Source organism: Mucilaginibacter sp. AK015 (genome assembly GCF_014200785.1).
GTDB lineage: Bacteria > Bacteroidota > Bacteroidia > Sphingobacteriales > Sphingobacteriaceae > Mucilaginibacter.
Map to the genome: position 1 here is coordinate 343,429 of NZ_JACHCV010000003.1, position 25,143 is coordinate 368,571.

General features: G+C 45.6%; 27 protein-coding genes and 1 tRNA gene. 11 read left to right on the top strand and 17 right to left on the bottom strand.

Annotation, left to right across the window (positions count from 1 at the left end; genetic code table 11):
• The first annotated feature begins 40 nt into the window (after positions 1-40).
• Positions 41-721: a PAS domain S-box protein gene (locus tag HDC91_RS13740; RefSeq protein WP_183553124.1), complete on the top strand. Its 681-nt coding sequence runs from the start codon at positions 41-43 to the stop codon at positions 719-721.
• Positions 722-775: 54 nt separating this feature from the next.
• Here HDC91_RS13740 and HDC91_RS13745 read toward each other — a convergent pair whose 3' ends face one another.
• A complete protein-coding gene (locus tag HDC91_RS13745; protein ID WP_183553126.1) occupies positions 776-2,722 on the bottom strand; it encodes a M56 family metallopeptidase in 1,947 nt (648 codons plus the stop codon).
• A gap of 2 nt (positions 2,723-2,724) precedes the next feature.
• Positions 2,725-3,096 (bottom strand): BlaI/MecI/CopY family transcriptional regulator, encoded by a 372-nt coding sequence (locus tag HDC91_RS13750; RefSeq protein ID WP_162430543.1) that lies wholly within the window; start codon positions 3,094-3,096, stop codon positions 2,725-2,727.
• A 129-nt stretch (positions 3,097-3,225) separates the two neighbouring features.
• Here HDC91_RS13750 and HDC91_RS13755 point away from each other — a divergent pair, with 129 nt between their 5' ends.
• Positions 3,226-4,629, top strand: a complete 1,404-nt coding sequence (locus tag HDC91_RS13755; protein ID WP_183553128.1) for an MBL fold metallo-hydrolase RNA specificity domain-containing protein — start codon at positions 3,226-3,228, stop codon at positions 4,627-4,629.
• Positions 4,630-4,688: 59 nt separating this feature from the next.
• Here HDC91_RS13755 and HDC91_RS13760 read toward each other — a convergent pair whose 3' ends face one another.
• Positions 4,689-5,498, bottom strand: coding sequence for a hypothetical protein (locus HDC91_RS13760; protein ID WP_183553130.1), 810 nt, complete (start codon positions 5,496-5,498; stop codon positions 4,689-4,691).
• Positions 5,499-5,694: 196 nt separating this feature from the next.
• A complete protein-coding gene (locus HDC91_RS13765) occupies positions 5,695-6,657 on the bottom strand; it encodes an isopenicillin N synthase family oxygenase (RefSeq protein WP_183553132.1) in 963 nt (320 codons plus the stop codon).
• A gap of 175 nt (positions 6,658-6,832) precedes the next feature.
• Here HDC91_RS13765 and HDC91_RS13770 point away from each other — a divergent pair, with 175 nt between their 5' ends.
• Positions 6,833-8,494 (top strand): DUF6600 domain-containing protein, encoded by a 1,662-nt coding sequence (locus tag HDC91_RS13770; protein WP_183553134.1) that lies wholly within the window; start codon positions 6,833-6,835, stop codon positions 8,492-8,494.
• A 67-nt stretch (positions 8,495-8,561) separates the two neighbouring features.
• Here the strand turns inward: HDC91_RS13770 and HDC91_RS13775 are convergent, their stop codons facing one another.
• The gene (locus HDC91_RS13775; protein WP_162430539.1) at positions 8,562-9,407 is read right to left on the bottom strand and encodes a ferritin-like domain-containing protein; all 846 of its coding nucleotides are present in this window, start codon (positions 9,405-9,407) and stop codon (positions 8,562-8,564) included.
• Between the two features lie 12 nt (positions 9,408-9,419).
• The gene (locus HDC91_RS13780; RefSeq protein WP_183553136.1) at positions 9,420-10,112 is read right to left on the bottom strand and encodes a ferritin-like domain-containing protein; all 693 of its coding nucleotides are present in this window, start codon (positions 10,110-10,112) and stop codon (positions 9,420-9,422) included.
• Between the two features lie 402 nt (positions 10,113-10,514).
• Here HDC91_RS13780 and HDC91_RS13785 point away from each other — a divergent pair, with 402 nt between their 5' ends.
• The 4 genes from HDC91_RS13785 (at position 10,515) to HDC91_RS20200 (ending at position 11,689) form a co-directional block, all read left to right on the top strand.
• Positions 10,515-10,826 (top strand): hypothetical protein, encoded by a 312-nt coding sequence (locus HDC91_RS13785; RefSeq protein WP_162430537.1) that lies wholly within the window; start codon positions 10,515-10,517, stop codon positions 10,824-10,826.
• 257 nt (positions 10,827-11,083) lie between these two features.
• Positions 11,084-11,161, top strand: a tRNA-Val gene (locus tag HDC91_RS13790).
• Between the two features lie 38 nt (positions 11,162-11,199).
• A complete protein-coding gene (locus tag HDC91_RS13795) occupies positions 11,200-11,445 on the top strand; it encodes a GIY-YIG nuclease family protein (protein WP_183553138.1) in 246 nt (81 codons plus the stop codon).
• Between the two features lie 100 nt (positions 11,446-11,545).
• The gene (locus tag HDC91_RS20200) at positions 11,546-11,689 is read left to right on the top strand and encodes a GIY-YIG nuclease family protein (protein ID WP_221262187.1); all 144 of its coding nucleotides are present in this window, start codon (positions 11,546-11,548) and stop codon (positions 11,687-11,689) included.
• Between the two features lie 142 nt (positions 11,690-11,831).
• Here HDC91_RS20200 and HDC91_RS13805 read toward each other — a convergent pair whose 3' ends face one another.
• The 3 genes from HDC91_RS13805 to dcd all read right to left on the bottom strand — a co-directional run bounded on the left by HDC91_RS13805 (position 11,832) and on the right by dcd (position 15,469).
• Positions 11,832-12,113 (bottom strand): ATP-dependent Clp protease adaptor ClpS, encoded by a 282-nt coding sequence (locus tag HDC91_RS13805; protein WP_162430535.1) that lies wholly within the window; start codon positions 12,111-12,113, stop codon positions 11,832-11,834.
• A gap of 65 nt (positions 12,114-12,178) precedes the next feature.
• Positions 12,179-14,872: an MG2 domain-containing protein gene (locus HDC91_RS13810; protein ID WP_183553140.1), complete on the bottom strand. Its 2,694-nt coding sequence runs from the start codon at positions 14,870-14,872 to the stop codon at positions 12,179-12,181.
• A gap of 60 nt (positions 14,873-14,932) precedes the next feature.
• Positions 14,933-15,469 (bottom strand): dCTP deaminase, encoded by a 537-nt coding sequence (dcd, locus tag HDC91_RS13815; protein WP_183553142.1) that lies wholly within the window; start codon positions 15,467-15,469, stop codon positions 14,933-14,935.
• Between the two features lie 412 nt (positions 15,470-15,881).
• Between dcd and HDC91_RS13820 the strand changes: the two genes are divergently transcribed.
• The 4 genes from HDC91_RS13820 to HDC91_RS13835 all read left to right on the top strand — a co-directional run bounded on the left by HDC91_RS13820 (position 15,882) and on the right by HDC91_RS13835 (position 18,448).
• On the top strand, positions 15,882-16,520 hold the full coding sequence (locus tag HDC91_RS13820) for a 4'-phosphopantetheinyl transferase superfamily protein (RefSeq protein WP_183553145.1): 639 nt from the start codon (positions 15,882-15,884) through the stop codon (positions 16,518-16,520).
• A gap of 92 nt (positions 16,521-16,612) precedes the next feature.
• Positions 16,613-17,341 (top strand): lipoyl(octanoyl) transferase LipB, encoded by a 729-nt coding sequence (lipB, locus tag HDC91_RS13825; protein WP_183553147.1) that lies wholly within the window; start codon positions 16,613-16,615, stop codon positions 17,339-17,341.
• A 96-nt stretch (positions 17,342-17,437) separates the two neighbouring features.
• Positions 17,438-18,064 carry an SGNH/GDSL hydrolase family protein gene (locus tag HDC91_RS13830; protein ID WP_183553149.1) on the top strand — a complete coding sequence of 209 codons (627 nt, stop codon included), beginning with the start codon at positions 17,438-17,440 and terminating at the stop codon, positions 18,062-18,064.
• Positions 18,065-18,091: 27 nt separating this feature from the next.
• Positions 18,092-18,448, top strand: coding sequence for a DUF488 domain-containing protein (locus HDC91_RS13835; protein ID WP_183553151.1), 357 nt, complete (start codon positions 18,092-18,094; stop codon positions 18,446-18,448).
• Positions 18,449-18,473: 25 nt separating this feature from the next.
• On the opposite strand, the gene HDC91_RS13840 is transcribed toward HDC91_RS13835, so the two are convergent.
• The 8 genes from HDC91_RS13840 to HDC91_RS13875 form a co-directional block, all read right to left on the bottom strand.
• Positions 18,474-19,904, bottom strand: a complete 1,431-nt coding sequence (locus HDC91_RS13840) for an L-serine ammonia-lyase (protein WP_183553153.1) — start codon at positions 19,902-19,904, stop codon at positions 18,474-18,476.
• A gap of 200 nt (positions 19,905-20,104) precedes the next feature.
• The gene (locus tag HDC91_RS13845; protein ID WP_183553155.1) at positions 20,105-20,812 is read right to left on the bottom strand and encodes a peptidoglycan DD-metalloendopeptidase family protein; all 708 of its coding nucleotides are present in this window, start codon (positions 20,810-20,812) and stop codon (positions 20,105-20,107) included.
• A gap of 4 nt (positions 20,813-20,816) precedes the next feature.
• A complete protein-coding gene (gene rbfA, locus HDC91_RS13850) occupies positions 20,817-21,194 on the bottom strand; it encodes a 30S ribosome-binding factor RbfA (protein ID WP_162430525.1) in 378 nt (125 codons plus the stop codon).
• A gap of 224 nt (positions 21,195-21,418) precedes the next feature.
• Positions 21,419-22,645, bottom strand: coding sequence for an FtsX-like permease family protein (locus tag HDC91_RS13855; RefSeq protein WP_183553157.1), 1,227 nt, complete (start codon positions 22,643-22,645; stop codon positions 21,419-21,421).
• An 11-nt stretch (positions 22,646-22,656) separates the two neighbouring features.
• A complete protein-coding gene (locus tag HDC91_RS13860) occupies positions 22,657-23,292 on the bottom strand; it encodes an MBL fold metallo-hydrolase (protein WP_183553159.1) in 636 nt (211 codons plus the stop codon).
• 70 nt (positions 23,293-23,362) lie between these two features.
• Positions 23,363-23,938: a gliding motility lipoprotein GldD gene (gldD, locus tag HDC91_RS13865; RefSeq protein ID WP_183553161.1), complete on the bottom strand. Its 576-nt coding sequence runs from the start codon at positions 23,936-23,938 to the stop codon at positions 23,363-23,365.
• On the bottom strand, positions 23,935-24,735 hold the full coding sequence (locus tag HDC91_RS13870; protein WP_183553163.1) for a shikimate dehydrogenase: 801 nt from the start codon (positions 24,733-24,735) through the stop codon (positions 23,935-23,937). The genes gldD and HDC91_RS13870 overlap by 4 nt, the downstream gene beginning before the upstream one ends.
• A 78-nt stretch (positions 24,736-24,813) precedes the next feature.
• Positions 24,814-25,017, bottom strand: coding sequence for a hypothetical protein (locus HDC91_RS13875; RefSeq protein ID WP_162430520.1), 204 nt, complete (start codon positions 25,015-25,017; stop codon positions 24,814-24,816).
• Positions 25,018-25,143 lie beyond the last annotated feature (126 nt).

The window sequence follows — 25,143 nt, forward strand, 5'->3', positions numbered from 1 at the left end:
AATTAAGCGCAAAACTTTCCGTTCCGTTACAACTACTGATATGAAAATACCCTTTACCCCACAACTGCTTGGCGACCTGATAGAAAAAGGATACACCCACGTACTGGCCAGCACCGTGGCTGACGGGCACACCAACCTGGTGCTGAAACCTGTGCGGGAAAAGCCGAAGCTAAATAACCTGCCCGGCGGTTACGAGACCTTCTATAAAATAACCCGCGAACCTATGCAGATGGCCTGCGGTGTGGAAGATGTAATTATTGAAGTTGATTACGCTACGCTTAACCAGCAAATAACCGGCGAAGATGTTTTTGAGGACAGCTACTTTAGGATGAGCGAAGATTTTTTCAGGCAGGTGCTGGATAGCCTTGAGGATTACGCGGTGTTTACCACCGACAAAAATGGCGATGTTAATAGCTGGAACAGTGGGGCCGAACGGGTTTTAGGTTATACCGAAAATGAAGCTATGGGGTTATGCGCCGATGTTTTTTTCACCCCCGAAGATGTTGCCAAAGGCGCGCCCGCCCACGAACTTGGAACAGCCCTAAATGATGGCCGCGCTATTGACGAGCGTTATCACGTACGTAAAAATGGTTCGCGTTTTTGGGGAAGCGGCCTGGTTTTCCCGCTGTTTGATGAAGAAGGACATCACCGCGGCTTCACTAAGATTATGCGCAACCTGCGCGAGCAGGAACAGGCCAAAGCCGAAGGCTCCGATCTTTAACTAAAAAGCCAGGCTGTATAACAGCCCGGCCGTTTTAAACTATACTGACTTTACTTATTTAATATTAATCTTTTTCTTTTTTGTTGTTATAAGTATAACTCCATTCTCACCATTTTTACCGTAAAGGCTTATTGCTGATCTATCCTTTAAAATCGTTATACTTTCTATTTCGTTAGCCGGCAGTACCGACATCTCCTCCTGTTTAATTATTTTGCCGTTAAGCACATATAATGGTACAGTGCCATAGCCGTTACGTACCTTTATCAACGGTGTTACCTGGTTGGTATCCAAAGCGTTATCAGGCGCGGCAGAAGGTACATAACCTGTTTTTGTTTCTTTTTCATCATCAACCGCCAACGAAAAATTTATAGGCAGGCTATACGCAACCCTAACCGTATGGCCGTTTTGCAGGCCGGGCCTCCAGGCCGGGCTAAGGTTCATTACCCTAAGCGCCTCTTTATCAATATCGGGGCTTACACCTCTTATCACCCGTATTCCACTTAACGATCCATCCTTCTCTACCACAAAGGTTACGATGACCCTGCCCTGAATATTCGCATCCCGCGCCGGTTTAGGATATTTAACGTTTTTGCCCAGCCACTCGCTGAAAGCCTTGTCGCCTCCGGGGAAAACCGGCGATTGTTCAACCGCGGTAAACACCTGGCTGCCCTCGCTGCTTGCCGGCTCGCCTGTTGATGTTAGTTTATTGCCCAGGGAAAAAGTAATAGGCACAGTATACTGTACGCGCACTTTTCTGCCGTTCTGTACCCCCGGTATCCATTTCGGCGATGTTTTTAGCACTCTTACTGCTTCTTCATCGGTGCCGCTGCCTACACCCCGTAACACTTTTATATCGCTTAACGACCCATCAGTTTCAACCACGAAATTTACAATTACGCGACCCTCAACCTTATTTTTGCGTGCCTCGGAAGGATATTTAAGATTTTTACTTAGGAAACGGCTAAAAGCTGCCTGACCACCGGGAAATCCTGGTGAATGCTCTACCGCGGTAAAAACCTGCGTCTTACTTTCCTTCGGAATAGTATCAACAGGCAATTTATCCGTCTTTGGGTCGAATGTAATTATGGTGGTTTTGTAAGTGGTATCTGCCAATACGGCTTTGGCAGGACTGGCAAATACCTCCGCGGCTTTGTCGTGTATGGTTTCAACAGCCCTGCTATTGCTTATGGTTGCCGACGATAATATCAGCATTAATATAAATAACGGGGCCGATAAGCCATATTTAATCAGTTTTATGCGCTGCGATCTGTTTTTTTGTAACATCATAATTCGCTTTTTTAAAAGGCTATGGTTAAAAAAAGGCGTAACCAAGCTGTGTGTGGTGGTATCAAAGGTTTGGCTTAGCAGCAGCAAAGCGTAATCTGCCTTATTAGTGCCTGCCTTAAGCGTATGCATATCGGCTATATACTCGTGCACATGTTTTATAGCAAAGCGGTACAGGTACACCACGGGGTTAAACCAATTGATGATCATTACCGCTTCTATGATCAGCACATCAGCCGAATGGAACTGCCGGGCATGAACCATTTCGTGGTTTTGTATCACATCCTTACCGTTTATGCCTTCGTTAACTTTTATCTTGTTAAAAAACGAGTAAGATGCCGAGGGCGCCGGGTCTTTAATTATCCGCCTTAAAACTATCAGCTGCACTGTTAATTTTATGGCTAAGAATATTACACCGGCGGCATATAATAGCAGCAACACCTGGCCTATGGTAACCGGGTTATCTTTTATAGGCGTTATATCTGTTATGGTGACGGCGTTGCCTCCGTAAATGGTGTACTGCACTTGCTGCGTAATAAATAAGCTTTTAACCCACTCGCTTTGTATAAGGGGGATAAAAAACGAAAGTATAGCCGTGCCCACCAGGTAAATGCGGTTCAGCTGAAAAAACGTTTCGCGACGCAGCAATAACGAATAGAACCCGAAAAACAGCGTGAGGTAAATATTTACCAGCAATAAATAATGCCACCAGTTCATAACTATTTATCTTTAAGTTTCTCAATCAGTTTCATGATCTCGTCGGCCTCCTTCAGGTTTATTTTCTCCTTTTTCACAAAAAACGATAATATCCTGTTCACCGAGTTATCAAAATATCCGGTAAGTAATTTTTCGGCCGCGAAGTTCTTATAATCTTCTTTGCTTACAACCGGGTAATATTCGTGGCTCTTGCCAAAAGCGTTATGGTCTACAAACCCTTTAGTCTCTAAAATTCTGATAATAGTTGATACGGTGTTATAAGCGGGTTTCGGCTCGGGCAAAACATCTAAAACATCTTTTACAAATCCTTTTTCCAGCTGCCACAACACCTGCATAATCTGCTCTTCGGCCCGGGTTAAATCTTTTATTTCCATTTACTTAAGATGATTATTATCTGTAAAGCTAAGGTATATCATATAAATCAAAATAACAACTAAATGTTTAGTTTATTTTTGAATAAACTTTTATTTGTCTATTTGGTTGTCTATCACAACTAATTATCAATGGATATTACCTTTCACGGAGCCGCCCGTAATGTAACCGGCAGCAAACATTTACTACGCTTACAGGATGGCACAAGCGTACTTTTAGATTGTGGCATGTTTCAGGGCCTTGGCGAACAAACCGAGGACATGAATGAACACTTTGGGTTTAACCCCAAAAAAGTCGACTATCTTATTTTATCGCATGCGCATATCGATCATTGCGGGCTGATACCCCGTTTGGTAAAAGAAGGTTTTGAGGGGCAGATATTTTGCACTGCGGCAACCATGGACCTGGCCCGGATACTGCTGATGGATTCGGCCAAGATACAGGTGCAGGATGCAGAATACAGCAACAAGCACCGTGCCCGCAAAGGCGAGGCCCTGCTGGAATCACTGTATACCGAAGAGGATGCTATTGCTGCGCTGCGCCTTTTTAAAATTGTAGATTATCACCAGGAATATGCTATAACGCCACGCTTAAAGTTTAAATTTACAGATGCCGGCCATGTGCTGGGCAGCGCCGCGGTACATATTACCGTTTTAGAGGATGCCAAAGAAACCCGGATAACCTTTAGCGGTGATGTGGGCAGGTACGGCGACCTGCTGCTGAAAAGCCCTCAAACTTTTGAGCAGGCAGATTATATCTTGCTTGAATCGACCTACGGCGACAGCCTGCATAAAGATATTGGCCCTGTTGAAGACGCCCTGTTAGATATCATTAAACAAACCTGCGGCATAAAAAACGGCAAGGTGATAATACCTGCTTTTAGCGTAGGGCGCACACAGGAGCTATTGTATGCTTTAAATGCACTGGAACTTAAAGGCGTATTGCCCGATGTACCCTATTATGTAGATAGCCCCCTATCAGAAAAAGCCACCCAGGTTTTAAAGGACCACCCCGAAGAGTACAACAGGAATGTAAAAGAGGTGCTGAAGGTTGATGCCGATCCGTTTGGCTTTAAGGGGTTAAGGTTTATACAATCAACCGAGGAATCTATCGCGCTTAATGACGATGCAAGGCCGTGCGTTATCATATCATCATCGGGCATGGCCGAAGCCGGCCGTGTAAAACATCATATAAAAAACAATATAAGCAACCAAAAAAATACCATACTGATGGTTGGCTACGCCGAACCAAACTCGCTGGGTGGCAGGCTCGCCCGCGGCGAAAAGGAAGTGTATATTTTTGGCGAACCATACCAGGTTAACGCCGAAGTACGATCCATTAAAAGCATGAGCGCTCACGGAGATTACGAAGACCTGATGCACTTTTTATCCTGCCAGGACCCTAAGCTGGTAAAAAAGCTTTTCCTGGTACACGGCGAATACGAGGTGCAGCAGCACTTCGCCGAAAAGCTAAAAGAAAAGGGTTTTGGCGATATACAGATTCCCTACCAGCACGAGAAGGTGGTATTGGAATAATTAACTTGTAAACAAGGAAGCCCGTTTAACCGGGGCTTCCTTGCTTAACTGCCCCCGGTTTATCGCAACATAACATTAGCACATTGGCCTGCCATTACCTGTACGGTTTGACTGGTGCTGTAGGTTGGCGGCGTTACTCCGTCTAACCCTTTCAAAAAGTACACCTTTCCAGTTACGGTATATCGGCCCGGCGCAAGGTCAACGGTATAACAATACTTTGCCCCGCATGATGGTGCAGAAGTATAATGGCCGCCAAAAATTGAATTGGTGCTTGAAACGCCAACTACGTCTACATACATTACATTTATCCCCTGTGGTTTCCAACCATATTCTGTTTGGTTGGTCCATACAATAAGGCTGCCCTTTGCAGGCTGGCCTGAACCACCGCCGTTTCCGGCACCCGTACCACCACCGTTTCCGGTACCTGTACCCGCGCCGCCTGTACCGGTGCCGCCACCGCCCGATCCGCATGGCCAGATGTTACTTTTTATATATTCGGTTTCCTGGTTATTAACCGTCCCCTGGGCCGGCACACCTACTATTAGCTTTCCGTTCTTCATCCTTAAAGGGAAAACTATGGTTTGGCCGCCAACAACAAATGTCATGGTAGATGCGCCGGCGTTATAAGTGCCTGTTGTTGCTGCACCGCCGCTACAGGCAATAGCCGTGGTACCGCTAAGTTTTAAGTAAGCATTTCCCTGTCCATCGTTGCGGGCCCAGGTTGCTTCCATGTCGGCTGAGTTGCCTGTTCCGCCCGTTTCCTCGGTGTCTTCGCTGTTGTCATCCCCGGTTGATTCTTTTTGGCAGGAAACTGCAAATAAAACGACAAATAAAATTGAAAAAATGGTTGTGAGCCTTAAGTATTTCATAAGCTGAATTGTGTTTGATATAAGGATTTAGAGTTCCTTTACAAAGATGCCTCTGCCCTGTTTCGTGCGCAATACTTACTTATGGGTATATTCTATTTTGGGTGATTTCACCCACATCCGGGGTGATTTCACGTGTATCGGAAGGTTTTAAAAGCAAAAAGCCCCCAATATCGGGGGCTTCTCGTTTATCATTTATTTACTTCTTTAAGCCAATTTCCCGTAAACGCTCGTCCAGGTATTCACCGGCGGTGATATCTGTGTAAAGCTTGGGGTGCTGCTCATCGATGGTTGATGGCAGGCTGGTAAGGTCCATACTAACTTTTGGGTGCAGGAAGAACGGCACCGAAAAGCGGGAGTTCTTCATTTGCTCGCGTGGCGGGTTAACCACCCTATGGGTAGTAGATTTTAGCTTATTGTTGGTTAAACGCTGCAGCATATCCCCCACGTTCACTACCAGGTCCTCGCCAAAGGCCGTAACCGGGAACCATGTGTTATCGCGGGTAAGCAATTCAAGCCCGTCGGCGCTGGCGCCTATCAAAAGGGTTATCAGGTTAATATCTTCGTGGGCGCCAGCACGCACTGCATCATCAGGCAAGGCATCAGGGTTTTCTATCGGAAAGTAATGCAGCGTACGCAATATCGAGTTGCCATTATGTACCTTATCGTCAAAATACCCTTCATCAAGCCCTAAATAAACAGCTATGGCCCGCAACAAGTGGGTACCAGCCGCTTCCAGCTTTTTGTACACCTCTAAGGTAGTACTGTTAAATTCGGGCAATTCTGCCACCATAATGTTGTCGGGATATGTTGCTTTTATCGGGTCGTCATCAGTTACCGTCTGGCCAATCTGCCAAAACTCCTTCAGGTCGGGCACTTTAAACCCTTTTGCGGTTTCCTTATTTTTACCTGTATAACCGCGTTGGCCGGCAAGGCCCGGTATCTCGTATTTCAATTTTACTTCTTCCGGCAAGGCAAAAAGCGCTTTTACCTGTGTGTAAAGCTTATCGATAAGCTCTTTACTAAGGCCATGGTTGGTTATAGTTACAAAGCCGGTTTCGTTAAAGGCTTTCCCAATACTATCAGAAAAAGCCTTACGTTCGTCGGCGGCACCATTTATATAAGTATTAAGGTCGAGGCGGGGGATATTTACTGTACTCATAGTTTCAATATTAAACGCCAAAATTATCTAAATCCGCGCAGATATACCGGCTGCGTTGATAAATATATTAGCACATGTAATTATTTTATGACATTGGCTATAAAACATTTACGGTGTTAAACGTTTGTGGTTAAATCAAGTCGAATACGGTATACCAGCTATTAAATCTCGCAGTATGAAAATCTTAAATAAAATATGGGGGATAAGCTTATTGGCAGTTATGCTGATATTGTCCGCACCGCATAAAACCTTAGCCCAGCAAGAGGGCGAATATATATCCGACCAGGAGTTTTACGACGAGTTAGAACCTTATGGCAGCTGGGTAGAAGACCCGCAGTATGGTACCGTTTGGGTGCCCGATGTTGAGGAAAACTTTAGGCCATACGCCACCCGTGGCTACTGGGCCATGACCAATTACGGCAATACCTGGGTGTCGGAATATCCATGGGGATGGGCAACCTTCCATTATGGCAGATGGCATTTTGATAACTACTACGGTTGGGAATGGGTGCCCGGTAACGAATGGGCGCCTGCATGGGTTACCTGGAGAGACGGCGGCGGCTATTACGGCTGGGCACCAATGGAGCCTGGAACAACCTTTGAAGCATCAATTGATGATAGCTACAGCGTGCCTGATGATTATTGGGTGTTTGCGCCATACGCTTACATAAATTACACCAACGTGTATAATTATTATGTGCCGTATACCCGTGTAAGGTACATTATCAGAAACACCCATTGGATGCGCAACAGGGTTACCTATAATAATCACTGGTATAACGCCGGCCCGCGCCGCGAAGAAATACAGCGTTATAGCCATCGCCCGGTACGTGTGTATAATATCAATAACGTAAGCCGGCCGTCGCGCATTACGGTCAGCAACAACACTATTAACCTGTACAGGCCAACTGTTAAGCATAACACCAATGCGCGCCCGGCCCGTGTGGTAGATGGTGCCGCTTATAAACAGCAAAACCCGGCCCACCGTATTGCCAATACCGATAACAGAAGGGGGACGGTTTACAATGCTACAAACGCCGCTAAACTGGCCGAAACGGCAAAAACAAGCACGCCCGATTCGAGATTGGTGAGGATTAGCACTAATGTAGACGGCCGCGGCGCCAATCCAGGCCGCCCTCAGCGGCCCGCCGTTGCAACACGTGATGAAGCCGGTAACGAAGGCCGTACAAACCGCCCGGCAATTACGGGCGATACACGCCAGCAAAGGGCTATTGACAGACAGCAGGGTGTGGTTCAACGTGATCAGATACGTGAGCAGCAACAAAAAGCACGTGAGCAACAAGCCGAACAACAAAGGCAGCAGCTTGATCAGCTGCGCCAGCAACAGCAAACAGATCGTCAGCACCGTGCAAGCCGCGATGCTGCTGAAAGCCAGCAAAAGGAACAGGCACAACAACAACAACGCCAGCAGCTTTTAGAGCAACAAAAGCAACAGCAACAAGAGCAGCAGCGCCAACAACAAGTTAGGGAGCAGCAGGAGCAGCAGCGTAAACAGCAACAAGTTCAGGAGCAGCAACAGGTGCGTGAGCAGCATAGGCAACAACAGGACCAACAACGTCAGCAACAGCAGGAGCAGCAAAGACAGCAACAGGAACAACAGCGCCAGCAACAACAGGAGCAGCAGCGCCAGCAGCAGCAACAAGCCCGCGAGCAACAAAGGCAGCAGCAGGAACAACAACGCCAGCAGCAACAGGAGCAGCAGCGCCAGCAACAGCAACAAGCCCGCGAGCAACAACGCCAGCAGCAGGAACAGCAACGCCAGCAGCAACAGCAACAACAACAGCCTCGCGACGCGCACCGGGGAGCACGCAACTAATGCGATATATACAAAAAAGGGGCGACCGGTTAAACCGGTTGCCCCTTTTTATTTGGCAACAATGTAATTAACTCACAATAAATGATCCTACCAAAAGGTCAAGCACTGCCTGTTTCTCCAACGGTTCGTCAAACGAGGCTGTAGCTATCCTTATGCTGTTGTTAAGGTCAGTTAAATTAACAGGGCCTTGTACCGTGTTTTCTTCACCAGCATAATTGCCGTTCACTCTTGCATCGCCGGTATCGTTACCCAAATGTGTAGTGCTTTGTATATATGGCCGTGTAGTGGTGCTTTGACCAAGATCATACCTAAGCTGGCGTATTGCAGCTGCATGTCGTGCTTCAACGGCATGGATAGATAAAGCTGCGGTTAATACCACCTGATTACCAATTAAGCTGGGCGCCTGGCCTTTGTAAGCCCGCACGCCGGTATCTTCAAATACCTGTGCAACAGTTAAAAAAGTAGGAAAATCTGTTAATGCCGCTTTGAACGGGCCGTTACCACTACCATTACCGCCAGACAGGTCGATATTTGGTTTAGCTACAGGTGTTCCGTTTAGGGAAGTGATCACCTTCTTTAAAAATGCAACGTGCGCGTTTTCGTCCCTGGTTATGGGCGCTATATACGCACGGTTTGCAGCCGGTATAACGTTTGCAGCCGTAGCCTGATTGTAATACTCGGCTTCGAGATACTCTAATGTTAAAGCAAAATTTAAAACACTCACAACATCAGATGCAGGTGCTGCTCCGTAGGCTTTTTTAAACATGGTGCCCAGGGCAAATGGCAAAGCAGCTACAGCTACCTTTGAGCCGAAACTGGTTATGTTTTTGATAGCGGCACGGCGTGGGTTCAATCTTTCGTGTATTTCCGGATCGACCTTTTCTATTTCGTCTATTATATTAAATAAATTCATGGCGATGTTTGATTATGGTTTGTAGTTATAATTTACGGCACTTACCTTAGTTTTCAGGTAAGTATTGGCTTGTGCAAGCACTTCTGCAATTGAAGCCGCTTTGTTTAGTCCGTCGCTGTTTACCTGGTCGGCCGGGACAAAGCTGCCCGGGCTTATCAGGTTAGAAATTAAAGCAGCATGCCTTGCCTCAACCGATACAATCTTTCCCGCAATAGTTAGGTATCCTGCATCTTTTATTAAATAACCCGCCCCATCATAAGCTTGTACGCCTAAATCTTCGAATGCCTTTGCTGCCATCAATACGTTATTACGACTGCCAAAGTCAATCTTGCTAAAGTCGGGGGTTAAAGCACCGATCGCTTTACTGCCTAAGGCTTTCTTGAAAAAGTCGCGGTGTAGTACCTCATGATCGCGGATATCAGTTAAATAAGCCGTTTCAATTGAACTCATACCGCTGTAAGGAGTGGCCACAACCTGTAAATAAAAGGCTGCTTCCAGCTGCTCAAGGGCATAAGCATAGTTCAATATCCCGAAGTCGTCCATACCGATATCGGTTGCTGATGAATTGTTCGGAATTACTTTATCCTTGCTACAGGATGCCGCGCCCATAACAGCTATAGCTGCCGCGCCTGCGCCGGCATAGCGCAAAAACGACCTCCTGGCCATGTTTGCCCCGCCGGTGGTTGGGTTAAATTCTGTTTTCATAGTTGATGTTTTAGTAAAATTTATAAGATTATTACCTCCATTTACGGACAAAGTTTTAACAGGGATTTAAAAAACTATCGTTTATAGCAAATAGGAGTGCGAAAGTTAAAGCACAAAAAAGGCCGAAAAACTCTCGCAGTATTTCGGCCCTACATCTACCTATGAAAAACTCCCTTTGAGAAGGGTTGTTAAATAGTATACAAAAGCAATGCCTTTTACCAAAAACCGTTTGGTAACCGCAAAAAGGCATGTTTATATATCGCGCCAAACTTTATGATGTAGAAATTGGTTCTCACTGTGTAGAAAATTATTTACCACGGTATTAACTTATGCGCACATTTTTGTTGCACAGCCGTATGATAAATATTAGAAACTTATTATAACTAACAATGTTACAGTAGTATGGATTACAATGTGTATTTATTGGCTACCGATCCCAACAATCCTTGCAGGGATGTGATACACTCAAGAGACACCGGGTTAAAGATCCGGGTTTTTTGCCTTAGTGAAGATAAGTTTAGCCCCAGTGATAGCGAAATTCAATTATACGGGTATGCGCATGGTAAGCTTTATGCTTTTGAAACCATCAATATTACCGCAGATGATGCGCTTGATGTGGTTAGCGCCATACAGTGGTATGCCGACTATATTGAGTACCCGGATATGGAAATTTTACCTGAAGACCCCCGCGGCAGCAAAAATATAGCGATGTAACAAAATACAAATTGCTGGTTATCTACGATTTATAAATAATTTAAATTATTTTTTGAGGTATTGACTGCAAATTCTATATTTGCAGTCCCAAAACGAAGGGAGTTTAGCTCAGCTGGTTCAGAGCATTCCGATTACATCGGAAGAGTCACTGACCAGGGAAGTTAAATTAAAACAAAAGGGAGTTTAGCTCAGCTGGTTCAGAGCATTCCGATTACATCGGAAGAGTCACTGGCCAGGGAAGTTAAATTAAAACAAAAGGGAGTTTAGCTCAGCTGGTTCAGAGCATCTGCCTTACAAGCAGAGGGTCACTGGTTCGAACCCAGTAACTCCCACCAAAAGCCTCACAGAAATGTGAGGCTTTTTATTTTTACTCATGTTTTTTACTTATATCCTTTACTCCGCTATTCTCGACACATATTACGTTGGATCTACATCCAACTTAGATGAGCGTATAAAAAAGCATAATACCAATCATAAGGGGTTTACTGGTAAGGCTCCTGATTGGGTAATTAAATGGGCAGAAAAACATTCTTCAAAAGAAGAAGCCGGCCGGCGCGAACGACAGATAAAAGCATGGAAAAGCCGAAAAATGATAGAACAGCTTGTTGCAAAACAATAGCTGGTACAGTGCATCCCGATTTTACATCGGGAGGGTCACTGGTTCGAACCCAGTAACTCCCACCAAAAGGCATCCGAAACGGATGCCTTTTTTGTTCAATATGTTTTCCACTTATATTTTATATTCAATCTTACTCGACACATATTACGTTGGATCTACATCCAATCTGGATGAACGCGTAAAAAAGCATAATACCAATCATAAGGGTTTTACAGGCAAAACCTCTGACTGGGTAATCAGATGATCTGAAAAGCATTTAACAAAAGAGGATGCGGGCCGGCGCGAACGACAGATAAAAGCATGGGAAAGCCGGAAAGATGATAGAACAGCTTATTTTAAAAAACACAATAGCCGCTTTAGTACATCCCGATTTTACATCGGGAGGCTTACTCAACACTCACAGTTAGGCCTTCCTGCTGCAATATTTTACGGTAAACCTCCATTTCGGTAAAGGAGCCTTCAAGCACGGCGCACTTGCCTTCAGTGTGTACCTTCCAGGCAATTTTTTCGGCCTGTGGTTCGGTATAGTCCAGGTACTTCATCATGCAGTGGATAACATGTTCAAAGGTATTATGGTCATCGTTCCACAGAATAAGGCGGTGCATCTCTTTAAGCCCGGCCATTAATTCTTCAAAGGTAAGTGTCTGTTCCTGTACTTCGGTTGGCATATGTACCTGCAAATTTACTCAAAATCAGTAACAAATACGCTAAAATGATAGCGCTTGGTATAAATCTATTCCACCTTGTACCTGAACACTTGCCTGCCAATATTGCCCTGGCTGTCTACACCCTCAATCACTACGCGGTAAGTACCTTTTCCGGCATTATAATAATCTAACAAGGCTTTCCCGTCCCCGGTAACAATATCAGGTTTCCAAAAGATGGTTGTGCGCAGGTCTGCCAGGGTTTGGCGGTTCTTAACATCATACTTCGGCGAGTAGAACGTACGGGCGCGGTAAATCCCTTTCGGCGCGTATGGCTTTATGCCACTTCCAAATGTTTTAGGGTAATAGGTCGGCTCGTCGCCACGCTTGGTTGTAATTACCAAAACGCCATTACCGCCGCGGCTGCCATAAATAGCGTAGCTACCTATGTTCCGCAGCACCTCTATGGATTGGATATCACTAACAACAAGCGTGTTTATAAGATCGGGGCTTGCGTAGATACCATCAACCACTACCAGCATAGGCCCACGGCTGCGGGTTGAGTATGGTATGCCGTTGCGAAAAATCACCCCAAGCAGGCGACCCTGGAGGCAATCGGCAAGCTGCGGGCAACCCAGGGTATAAAAGTCCTTTGCTAAAAACACCTGGTCGGCATTGCCAGGGCCGTTTAAATTTGATGAATGTTTAAGCGCGTTCCGCTTTTCGCGTATTTGCACTTCGCGCAAGCTGATAACATGGTTGCCCAGGCCATACTTCATTTGTTCGTAATAAAGCGCTTTGCTGCTTTGCCCGTACGCGGCAATATCGCTAACAGTATTTAAGGTGAAATCAGCTATGTTTTTAAAATTCCGGGTTGCGGGAGGCGGTATGCTATCCATTGTTATCAATACATTACGCTTATTTTTTGCTGAGCGCGCCTGTATCAAAAATTTAATACTATCGACAAATAAAATATCGTTAAACGCAAACCGCCCGCTGCTGTCGGTCAGCGTATCGAGTTTAAGCAACCCATCGTCAAAGTTGATCAGTTCCACCTTACCACCAACTACAGGGCTTCCCGACTGGGTAGTTACCCTGCCGGATATGGTAAAGTTGCTTTGCGGCGCATATCGGGTTTCAGGTTGGTTATCACTCATGATATCTCGCCATTCGTAACGATGATATCCCTGTGTTAACATCAGCACGTCAAGGTCGGCACGGGTTTTATCATTTACATTATTAAAATAATATGCCGGTTGCTCTATATAACCTTTTATGTCCGATGCAAGCAGCATGTTAGCCAAAATGTTATTTTCGCGGTTCTCATCAACGGGCACCTTACTCTCGTTGGTAACCGCTATAGAAAAACTACCGACCGCCGGCTTGCCCGCGTTATCCTTTGCTTCTATATTCAACTTTATATTTTCTCTTGCCGAATAGCTGCTTTTATCAGGGTTAACGGATATATTAAGTCGGTCTTCCGGGTTATCTATAAATACCAGCCGCTCATTTAGCGGTATACCTGTTGCCGAAAAGAGGGTAAACTGCGCTATCCCCGAAGGAAATTTATTTTTCGGAACAATGGCCGAAAATATCGTGCTCCCGGGCTTGCTTTTAGCTGCATAATAAACCTTGCCTATGCTTTGCGCAACCAGGCTAAATGGTGCTGTATTTTCTTGTGCAGCGCTAACTGCAACTTTTAAATTTGCCGGGCCGGATGGCGAAATGTTGAGCACGTAACCGCTATTGGCGGCAGCAGGCAAGCTAACAGTACCGCTTGAGCCATCGGCATAGATAATGCTGGCCTTGTAAGTATTACCGGCTTGGGGTGTAAATTCAAACACACCCATACCCAGGTGAGCGGTGCTGATGGAAGCTACCTGCTTACCTTTGCTATCTGTAACGCTCCCTTTTATATCAACTCCCAAACCATCTGTACCAATTGCTTTAAAGGCTACCCGGGTTGGTATTCCGTTCACCATGGTACCGCCTTCGGGGAAAAACTGCACATCCGCCCGGCCGGCCATTACCCTTACCGGGATGCTTTTATAAACAGTGCCCTGGCCGGTACCATTTAAACGGGTTACAATCCTGCCTGACCTAAGCAATGCCGGGTTATCCCCGTTAAACTCAATATGCAGGTTACCGGTATCGTCGGTCATTCCTTTCCCTTTCGCTATTACCACATTATCAAACAACACCGAATAATCAACCTGGTTGCCGGCATAGCTCGCGCCATTGGCATCGGTATAATTGATATTGGCGCCAACCATATTGCGACCGTTTTGGGCTGCGTAGGTAAAAGTTGTTTTTGTAAAAACCCTGTTAGTGATGACGTTGGTTATACCAATAGCCCTATCAAAAAAATATTCGCTGCCGGCGTTTCGCATATATTGGGTATAAGCTCTTACGCGGTAATTACCTTCGTGCAGGGTATCGGGCAGGGCAAAATCGCCATAGGCAAGTCCGTTCTTCAGCTGCACCTTTATTTTTTGTTTAACAGAATCCTGCTCGTCTATCAGTTCCACATTCAAAATTCCGCTATCAGGCTGCAGGCGATGCTGCGGGCCCACAACTACATAGGCTTTAAACCATATATCGTCGCCGGCTGCATAATACGGTTTATCAAGCTGCAGGTGTACCTTTTCAATGGGATGGTTTTGAGTCCACTTATCCAGCTGGCGCTGCACTTTTGCGATAATGTCGTCATCGGTGCCAAAACTATAGGCGCCGACAATACCGATGGCCAGTAGCAGCCCGGTAAAAAAACGTTTGTATGCCATAACTCACAGGTAAATCACAATATAAACAATGCTGAGGTTTAATTGTGCTTACCCGCAGCATTAAAACTTATTTTTCCACATCATACTTTCAACGGGGCGTGTGGTTGGGTTATTGTATTTGGCGTTACTTTTGGTATTGTACATGGTTTGTATCTCGCCCTCAACTACAAAGTATATCAGCTGGCCAATGGGCATCCCTGCGTATATTTTAACCGGCTGGGCGCACGATATCTCTAATGTCCAGGTGTTACAAAAGCCCACATCCCCTTTACCCGCAGTTGCATGTATATCAATGCCTAAACGCCCCGTGCTCGATTTCCCTTCCAGAAAAGGCACGTGTTTATGGGTCTCGGTATACTCGCGGGTCACACCCAAATAAAGCGTGTTGGGCTGCAGGATAAACCCATCCTTGGGTATCTCAAAACTTACTATCTCGTTATGCAGCTTGGCATCCAACACCCTGTCCTTATAGGTGGCCAGGTACTTCCCTAAGTGCACATCGTACGAGTTTGTACCCAGGCATTCCAGTTTAAAAGGTTCAATAACAATAGTCCCTTTTTCAATCTCTTCGAGGATGCGTTTATCTGATAAGATCATAAATTTTGAGCTGCCCTAAATTATTATTAATTGCCCTAACCGCCAACATTATTTATGCCTTATTTAAAAGGAAAGCCGCATATACTTTACGTACATGCGGCCAGTTAAGCCACTATTTTGTGGCGCTCATTCACATTATCCTACCTTTACCTTAAATATGTTGCTGCGCTGCGCGCTTTTGTGCGGCGGTTGCGGCCACGCGCTGTTTCATGCAGCCCTCGGTTATGGCAACGGCTAATAATACCGCAGCCGCTATGTATATCTTCTTCATTATATGTAGTTTGTGATAAAAAATGCTTAGTTATTGTTATGACGTAAGTGGTGGTATTAGTTACAATCGCGAAAAATTTATAGTTTAATTATTATAATTAACTGATATAAGTTGACAAGCTTTTTTGCAATTTTACCATCCATGGCTATAGCGTACCGACAACAGATTGATGATGATACAGAGTTTGCCCTCTGGAAGATCGAGGAAACTGCTGATGAGCTATACAAACAGCTTCAACTGGACGAGACCGAGAAAGCCTACACCAAAAAACTCAGCAAAAGCAAACGCTACCTGCATTGGCTGGGCACGCGGGTGTTGCTGCGTAAAATGCTGCGAACCGAAGAGTATATAGATGCCAAGGTTGATGCACACGGCAAACCTTACCTGGTAAGCCTGCCTTATCATATATCGCTAAGTCACTCTTTTGATTATGCAGCCGTGATGATAAGCAAAACCAGCCCGGTGGGCATTGATATTGAACAGGTGAAAGAAAAGGTAGAGCGAATTGCACACAAATTTATGCTGCCGCAGGAGTTAGCCTTTATTGAGGACAAGCACAAGATACAACAACTGTATGTTTGCTGGTGCGCCAAAGAGGCGGTTTATAAATGCTATGGCCAAAAGGAAGTATCGTTTGCAGATAACATATCTTTACAGCCCTTTACCTTTCAGCACCATGACGTGCTGCAGGCCAAACTGAATAAGGGAGATGTAAACATACACTACGAGGTGGGTTACCTGCAATACGAAGATTACATGATAGGATACGTGAAGGGATAGTGCAGATGTGCACTCCCGATAGCTATCGGGATCAGATGTGCAGATGTGCAGATGCACGGGCATCCGATAAATTCGGGTTCAGATAATAATAAATGAAGAATAAAAAGGTAATATTTCAGGATTGGGGGCTTACAGATTACCAGTTAGCGTGGCAACGCCAAGAGCAGCTTTTTGGCGAAACCGTTAAATTGAAAACCGAGATCCGCAACCGTACTCTGGCCTTTGCCGAAGGCGATCCCATTTATGACGATACAGTAACACCTAATTACCTTATTTTTTGCGAACACCCGCATGTTTATACCCTGGGCAAAAGCGGCAAACCCGAGCATTTATTGCTCGACGAACAGGGCCTGAAGGAAAAAAATGCTTCTTATTATCCCATAAACCGCGGCGGTGATATTACCTATCATGGCCCGGGGCAACTGGTGAGCTACCCGATTTTAGACCTGGATAATTTTTTTACTGATATACACCTTTACCTGCGCACACTGGAAGAGGCGGTTATACAAACCCTTGCCCACTACGGCCTTACAGGCGGCAGGTATCCCGGCTATACCGGGGTTTGGTTTGACGCTGATAATGATCGGGCCCGGAAAATTTGCGCCATGGGTGTACGCTGCAGCCGGTGGGTCACCATGCATGGGCTGGCTTTTAACGTAAACCCGGATCTTGATTATTTTAAGAACATTGTGCCTTGTGGTATTGATGACAAGGCCGTAACATCTATGCAAGCCGAGTTGGGCCGCAAGGTTGATATAAACGAAGTTAAAGAAATCCTTAAACATCATATTTCCGTACTTTTTGGTATGGAGATGATGTAGATGAGAATATTAACCATACTTTTTTTAATTGGTACACTAACAGCATGCAAAAAAGCCGATGTTCGGCAGCAGGGAATAAATACCACTTATAATAATATGCCCACCTCCGACTCATTAACATACCTGGCCCTGGGCGATTCTTACACCATTGGCGAGGCTGTGCCGTTAGAACAATCATTCCCTTACCAGTTAACGCATAACCTTAATGCGACGAACCACTTTGTTAAAAATCCGGATATCGTTGCTATTACCGGGTGGACGACCGGCGACCTAAAAAAAGGCATCGCTTCGCGCGACCTTAAAAACCGTCAATACAACGTGGTAACCCTGCTTATAGGGGTAAATAACCAGTACCGCGGTTACAGCAAGGACGATTACCGTACAGAGTTTATTGAATTGCTGAATACCGCCATTAACTATGCAGGTGGTAACAGGCAGCATGTGTTTGTGTTATCTATACCCGACTGGGGTGTAACACCATATGCAAAAGCTAACGGCTTTGACCCGGCGCAGGTTGCTGTTGAAATCGACCAGTTTAATGCCATAAACAAGCAGGAGACAGAAAAACTTGGCGTAACCTACGTTGATATTACGCCGTCATCGCGAAGGGCGAGTGATGATGCAAGTTTGATAGCTAACGACGGCCTGCACCCTTCTGGCAATATGTATAGCATGTGGGTTGCTCAGTTGTTGCCGTTAGTAAACGACCAGATTAAGGATTAGGATAACTGTCATTGTTTTATATTACTTATGGCAACAGTAAAAATAAAACGGGTGTATGATGCGGCTGATAAACAAGACGGAGTGCGCATACTGGTTGACCGCCTGTGGCCCCGCGGCGTAAAAAAAGAAACCGCACACCTGGATGAGTGGATGAAAGAAGTGGCGCCATCTACCGAACTACGAAAATGGTTTAATCACGAAGCACCACACTGGGACGAATTCAGATTAAGGTACATTCAAGAGTTACACCAAAACCACGCAGCTAACGCCTTGCTTGAGCTTGTAAGGAAACACAAAACAGTGACCCTGTTATACGCCGCACGCAACGAAAAACATAATCACGCCCTGGTTTTAAAAGAATTTATTGATGAAATGCTTAAATAGTTATTAAAGCATTAATTATATACTCCTAACACTCCGGCAAGCTTATAGGGATATTAATAGCCAGGCCTCCGTCGGAGGTTTCTTTATATTTAGAGTTCATATCCTGCGCGGTTTGCCACATGGTACGCACCACGGCATCAAGGCTTACCTTGGCCTTATCGGGGTTGCTCTGCAATGCCAGCTGGCTTGCAGTGATGGCCTTAATAGCCCCCATGGTATTACGCTCTATACAGGGCACCTGCACCAGCCCGCCAATCGGGTCGCAGGTAAGGCCCAGATGGTGCTCCATTGCAATTTCGGCGGCCATTAACACCTGGCGCTGGCTGCCGCCCAAACACTCGGTAAGCGCGGCTGCCGCCATGGCAGATGATACGCCAATTTCGGCCTGGCAACCGCCCATAGCGGCCGATATGGTAGCGCCTTTTTTAAATATGCTGCCTATTTCGGATGCTGTAAACAGAAACTGGATGATGCGTTGCTCATCAAAGCCGTCGCAAAACGAGATATAGTATTGCAGAACGGCGGGTATAACCCCTGCCGCGCCATTTGTAGGTGCGGTAACCACGCGCCCGAACGAGGCGTTCTCTTCATTAACAGCCAGCGCGAAACAACTCACCCAATCTAATATATTCTGGAAACCATTGCCCGTTTGTCGCATGGCCTGCACCCATTCGGTGTAGTTAGTGTAGGTTGCACCCTTTAGCAGTCGTTTATTTAAGGCTGTTGCGCGGCGGGCTACGTTAAGGCCGCCCGGCAGGCTGCCGGCGGTATGGCATCCACGGTACATGCACTCCTGCATCACTTTAAAAATATTGAGTACGCCGTTACGGGTTTCCTGTTCGGTGCGCCAGGCCAGCTCATTCTCCATCACCACTTCAGATATTTTAAGGCCTGTTTTTATACACCAATGCAGCAAATCACCCGCGGTATCGATCGGGAAGGGTAGGTCAACTTCTGTTTTTTGCTGGGTTTGCGCACCCTCTTTTACTACAAAGCCACCGCCTATTGAGTAAAAGGTAGCCGAAACCGCCGTTTCGTTACTTAAAAAAGCCTGGAAGGTTACCGCGTTGGGGTGGTAAGGCAAACTTTCGGCAAACAGGAAGAGCATATCCTCGTCTGCAAAAAAACTGATCTCTTTGGCACCTCCTAAAATCAATTTATGCGTGTCGTTGATATCATTAATTTTGGTGTCGATCTTATCTACCTCAAAAGTTACCGGGTCATCGCCGCTGAGGCCAAGCAGTATGGCTATATCGGTGCCGTGCCCCCTGCCGGTTTTGGCAAGCGATCCGTAAAGCAATATCTTAACCTGCACAACAAGCGGCAGTGCGGCCTGCTGCCTCAGCATTTCAACAAACTGCTGCGCGGCACGCCAGGGGCCAAGCGTATGCGAGCTTGACGGGCCTATGCCTATCTTAAACATATCGAATACAGAAATTTGTTCGCGTTGTTGCATCGCTATAAAATTACATATAGTATCGCAGATTACGGGGCAAACTGTTTATTAAGTTAAAAGTTCCGGAACCTTTTAATAAATAACCGGCTTAACGCCCGTTTATTACGCATGCAAACATAAGGATGCTATTTATTCAACACGCCCGAAGGTCTTAGCAAAGAATAAATACATACATTAACTACGCCACCTGTATCATCTTATCAAACAGCGGCAGCATTAAAGCCTGAAAAGGCCAGTATCAAATTTGCATCAGGGATATTTTCCAGGTACTGCGCTTTTTGCGAGTATTGGCCTACGCCGGGATAATCCCCCTGTGCATCTCCAACATCAAGCATCAATTGAAAATGCAGGTGAGGCGGCCAGCTGCCATTTTCGGTGACGTTGCCAAATGTGCCGATCTGCTGGTTTGCATCCACTGCCTGACCGTGTTGTAAGTTAACAAGGCTTTCGCGGCTTAGGTGCCCGTACAAACTGTAAAGGGGTAAGCCCTCAAGCTTGTGCTGCAATATAATGGTCGGACCGTAATCGCCAAAGTTATTGTTGTCGGCAAAGCTGTGCACATTTCCGGGCATGGGCGAGTAAACAAACGTGCCGGCGGCGCCCCAGATATCTACGCCTAAATGCAGACGGCGAGGCTCATTACCGGTGTCAAAATGTGCGCTTCTTGAGTAGATGGTACGGTGCTCCATATAGCCGCCAATGCCGTAGAGGCATTGGTTATCGGCCAGTTTCTTGTCTATCCATTTGCCAAAAGCGTCGGTATCTGCAACAAGGGTTTCAGACAGCTCGGCGTTGGCCGAGGTAAAATCAAACATGTAAAGCTTTTCGTGACTGGCATCAAAATCTACCACCTTACCAATACGCGGCTTGGCCTGTAGGTAAGCTGCCAATAAATCGGTAGCAAACATAGCTTTAGTTATCGTCGTTGTCTGGCTGGCGCGGCTCGTGGCTTAGCTTGTCAAATATTTTATCCATGCGCTCCACATATTCGCTGGTATCATCAACAAAAAACTCCAGTTGCGGGATGATGCGCACCTGGTCTTTAATGCGGGCACCAAGCTTATAGCGGATCTCTGAAGCGTGCATTTTAATGGTTTGCAGTGCGGTTGCGTTATCTGTGTTATTAAAAAAGCTAAGAAAAACGCGGGCGATAGCTAAATCAGGGGTAACCCGCACCCGGGTAATGGTAACCAGGGTATGCGGAAGATAGTTCATCCCCTCGCGTTGAAATATTGCGGCCAGGTCCTGCTGTATTACCCCGGCAAATTTTTGCTGACGTTTAGATTCCATAGTATTAGTAACGCCGCTTGGGCGATTGGGTTTGAATATTGTTTGCGAAGGTAATGCGTTAAAGCTAACGAATTGAATGTGGCATGCAAAATTGTATTTGTAAATATTGCTTACTCTCCCCAAAAGCGCCGCGCCTGTACCCCATATTTACTTGTAAATAATGTAAGGCAAAACCTGTTTTCCATCCTACGTTGCGTAGCCGGTAAGGGCCAGGGGTGGGTTACCTACAGCTCCTGCTTTATCTCGTCCAGCCGTTTAACGCTCAGGCTGGAGCTGATACCGGATGCGATTACCGCGATAACGGTAACCGTTAAAAACACCAACCCAATATCACCTAATTTAAAAGCAACGGGGTATGCATCAAGCACCGACATGGTTGACCCCATTTTTATAAAGCCAAATTGCTGTTGTATAAAACATATAACCAGGCCCAGGGCCAGGCCGGCTATACAGCCTATCACAGATATCATCATCCCCTCGAAAAAAAAGATGCCTTGTATTACCTTTTTATTGGCCCCCAGGCTGGTTAAAATGGCGATATCCTTTCGCTTATCAATAACCAGCATAGTTAACGAACCTATAATGTTAAATATGGCAATAACCAGCACAAACGTTAGTATCATAAAAATAGACCAGCGTTCGTAATTAATGGTTTTGTATAACTCGGTATTCTGTTGCTTGCGATTTTTAACCGTAAAGTCCTTCCCTATCTTTTCAAGTATAGCATCCTGCTTTTCGTCAAGGTCGGTGCCGGTTTTATAATTTATTTCAATGGACGACACCTTATCAGGCTCGTCGAGCAGGTCGCGGGTAAACCCGATAGGCGTAATAATCTGGTCGTCAAAATCCTGCTGGATGCCAAATACGCCCGAGGGATGAATAGACCGGAAGACAAAATCGTTCATAGGGTTTGACGAGTTACCGGCACTGCGCCTGGGCGAAAATATTTGCAGCGACGTAAATTGGTCTTTTAAGCTGACACCCAGGTTACCTTGTACCGTAGCGCCTATAACCGCATAATTTACCCCGTTATCTTTCAACGTAAACGAACCGAACTGTATGGTGCTGTCTAACTGTTTACCTTTTAAAAAGTCATCGCTTACGCCCTTAATGGTACCGATGAACGACCTGTCCGAGTACCTTATCAATGCTTTTTCCTGTAATACCTGCGTGTACGATAGCACATTCTTATCTTTTGCAAGTGCAACAAAGTAAGGCTGGTTTGGGTCAAAAGTTTTGCCCTGGCGCGGTTCTATCTTAAGTTCGGGTGTAAAGTTGCTGTATAACGATAAAATAACCTGTTCCAACCCGTTAAACACCGAAAGGATAATGATCAAAGCCGCGCTGCCAACCAGCACACCCAATATGGATATGCCTGATATAATGTTGATGGCATGGGTCTGCTTTTTGGAGAACAGATACCTTTTGGCTATATAGACGGACGTGTTCAAATGCGCTTTATTTACAAATATGGGTTAGTTTGTTTCTCGTAGCCAATAGTTGTTTCGGGGCCATGGCCCGGATAAACCGTACAATCGTCAGGCAGGGCGAAAAGTTTTTCTTCGATATTTTTTACCAGGGTGCTAAAATTACCCCCGGGTAAATCTGTACGGCCAATGCTGTTCCTGAACAATACATCACCACCTATCAGTATGTTTGCCGTTTTATCATAAAAACACAAATGCGCTGGCGAATGCCCGGGCGCAAATATCAGTTGCAATTCGGTGTTGCCAAATTTAACGGCCCCGGTTTCGGGCAGGTATTCATCAGGCAGCGGCGAAGCGTCGTACCTGAAACCCATGGCAGGTGCATAAGCCACAACCGCCGCCAGCGTGTCCGATTCGCCAATATGAAACCTGGGCTTTAAACCAAACTGGTCGAAAATAAACTTATTGCCCAACACATGGTCTATATGGCAGTGGGTATTTAGCAATAGCACAGGTGTAAGTTTATTCTCCTGAATAAAATCTACCACCGCGTTTTGCTCGGCGGCTGTGTACATCCCCGGGTCAATAATGGCGCATTCGCCTGTTTCGTCGAACAACAAGTAGGTGTTTTCCTGGTAGGGATTGTTTTCGAAGGATTGAATGGTAGCCATGGAGCAAAAGTAGGTTATTGAGCCGAAAGCAGAAAAATTAAAGCCTAAAGCGAATAAAAAGCTTTTTGCTTTATTTCCACTTAAACGTTTTTATCATCACATCCACATCCTTCTTTATGAAGTTAAGCACCGGCTGAATTGAATCGAGGCGCGGCTCGGAGTTAAAGTAAAGAGCACCGCGCAGGTAATGTTTGGTACTGTCTGTAAGGTAAAACTGCGCCGATGATGCCGCGTTGCCATCAATGGTGTAATAAATGCCATATACCTTACGGTCGGGGTAGGCTATCACACCCTCGTCAATAGATGTTGCCTTTACGGTATGTTTAAAGCTAAGCTTGTGAGCATCTTCTATCAACTCGTTAAATTCTTTTTTTGAAGTTACCTGCTGATAGCTTAAATGAAGCGTGGCATTAAACTGCGGGAACTGTATATTTTGCCAGCAGGGTTTTGCATTGGCCGATTTGTCTGCCTCTACCTTGCCATACTTCGGATACTCAAAAGTAAAGGGGCAGCCTTCGGTATATCGCTGATATTCTTTAGCAGGGAATACGATACGGTAGTAACCCCGTGGTTTAGGCGAATAATCGGCATTACCACCGCAGCCGGCTATACCCATTATTACAATAAATAACACAAGGTATCTCATGGGTGCTTTGCTTTTGAATTCCATATTTCCCAGGCTTTTTCTGCTTGCAATACTAACATTTCATATCCGTTTTTTGTAACGGCACCATGCTCCGCTCCTTTTTTCAGGAACAGAGTTTCTTCGGGATTATAGATCAGGTCGAACAAAAGGTGATCGCCGGTTATTGCTTCGTATGGGATAGGCGGGCATTCATCAATGTTTGGATACGTACCCAACGGGGTGGTATTGATGATAAGCTTATTTTCTTTAATAAGGCGAGGGGTAAGATCGCTGAATAATATATTGCCGGGTATGGCTTTACGTGTAACGCAATTATAAGTGATGCCTTTGTTATCCAGCACGCATTTAACAGCCCTGGCCGCTCCCCCATCGCCCAGTATCAGGGCTGTATCGTGCTGGTTGGTAAGCAGCGGACTTATAGACATATCAAATCCATAAATATCGGTGTTGTAGCCTTCGAGCCTAAAATCGTGGCCTTCTACACCAACCTCGCCCGAAAACGCTGCCTGCAATGGGCTTTCGGAGGTAACGCGTATACAATTAACAGCTCCTGCGCCTTTAGCGTCATGCTCTATCCAATCCAGGTATTTTAAAACGGCCACCTTGTGCGGTATAGTTACGTTAAGGCCGCAAAGATTGGGGTGTTGATGCAGCAGTTTCGGCAGGTCGTTGATGTTTTCTAAAGGGTACAACTCGTACGTGCAATCTGCTATGTTTTCCGTTTCAAATTTTTCTGTGAAATATTTCTTTGAAAAAGAATGCGAAAGCGGGAACCCGATAAGGCCATATTGTTTCATTGCCGATAGTTTTATAGAAATGTAATAATAGCAAAATGCGGCAAATAAGTACAATATAAATAACCTTACGGGGGCTGTTTAGCTTTTTACCTTGTAAAATGCATGCATGCAGCCGTGGCAGCGGTAGCGTTTTAATTTTAACCAGGGTAAAAAGGTTTTAACCAGTATGCCACGCTTTATACGCTCACAGGCATTTCTGCCGCAGCGCGGGCAAGCCGCATCTTGTTTGGGTTCTGCCGCCACTTTCATTGTTGCTTTTTGTTCGTTGAATATCAGTTCCATTTTGTGTTTGGGTTTCCCCAAAAATCAGGCGTTAGCCCAAAATAAAACTGCCATTATTGTAAATAAAATTGCCATTTAAGTATACAAAATCGCCATTTTCAATTTAAAATTAACCTATATTAATTA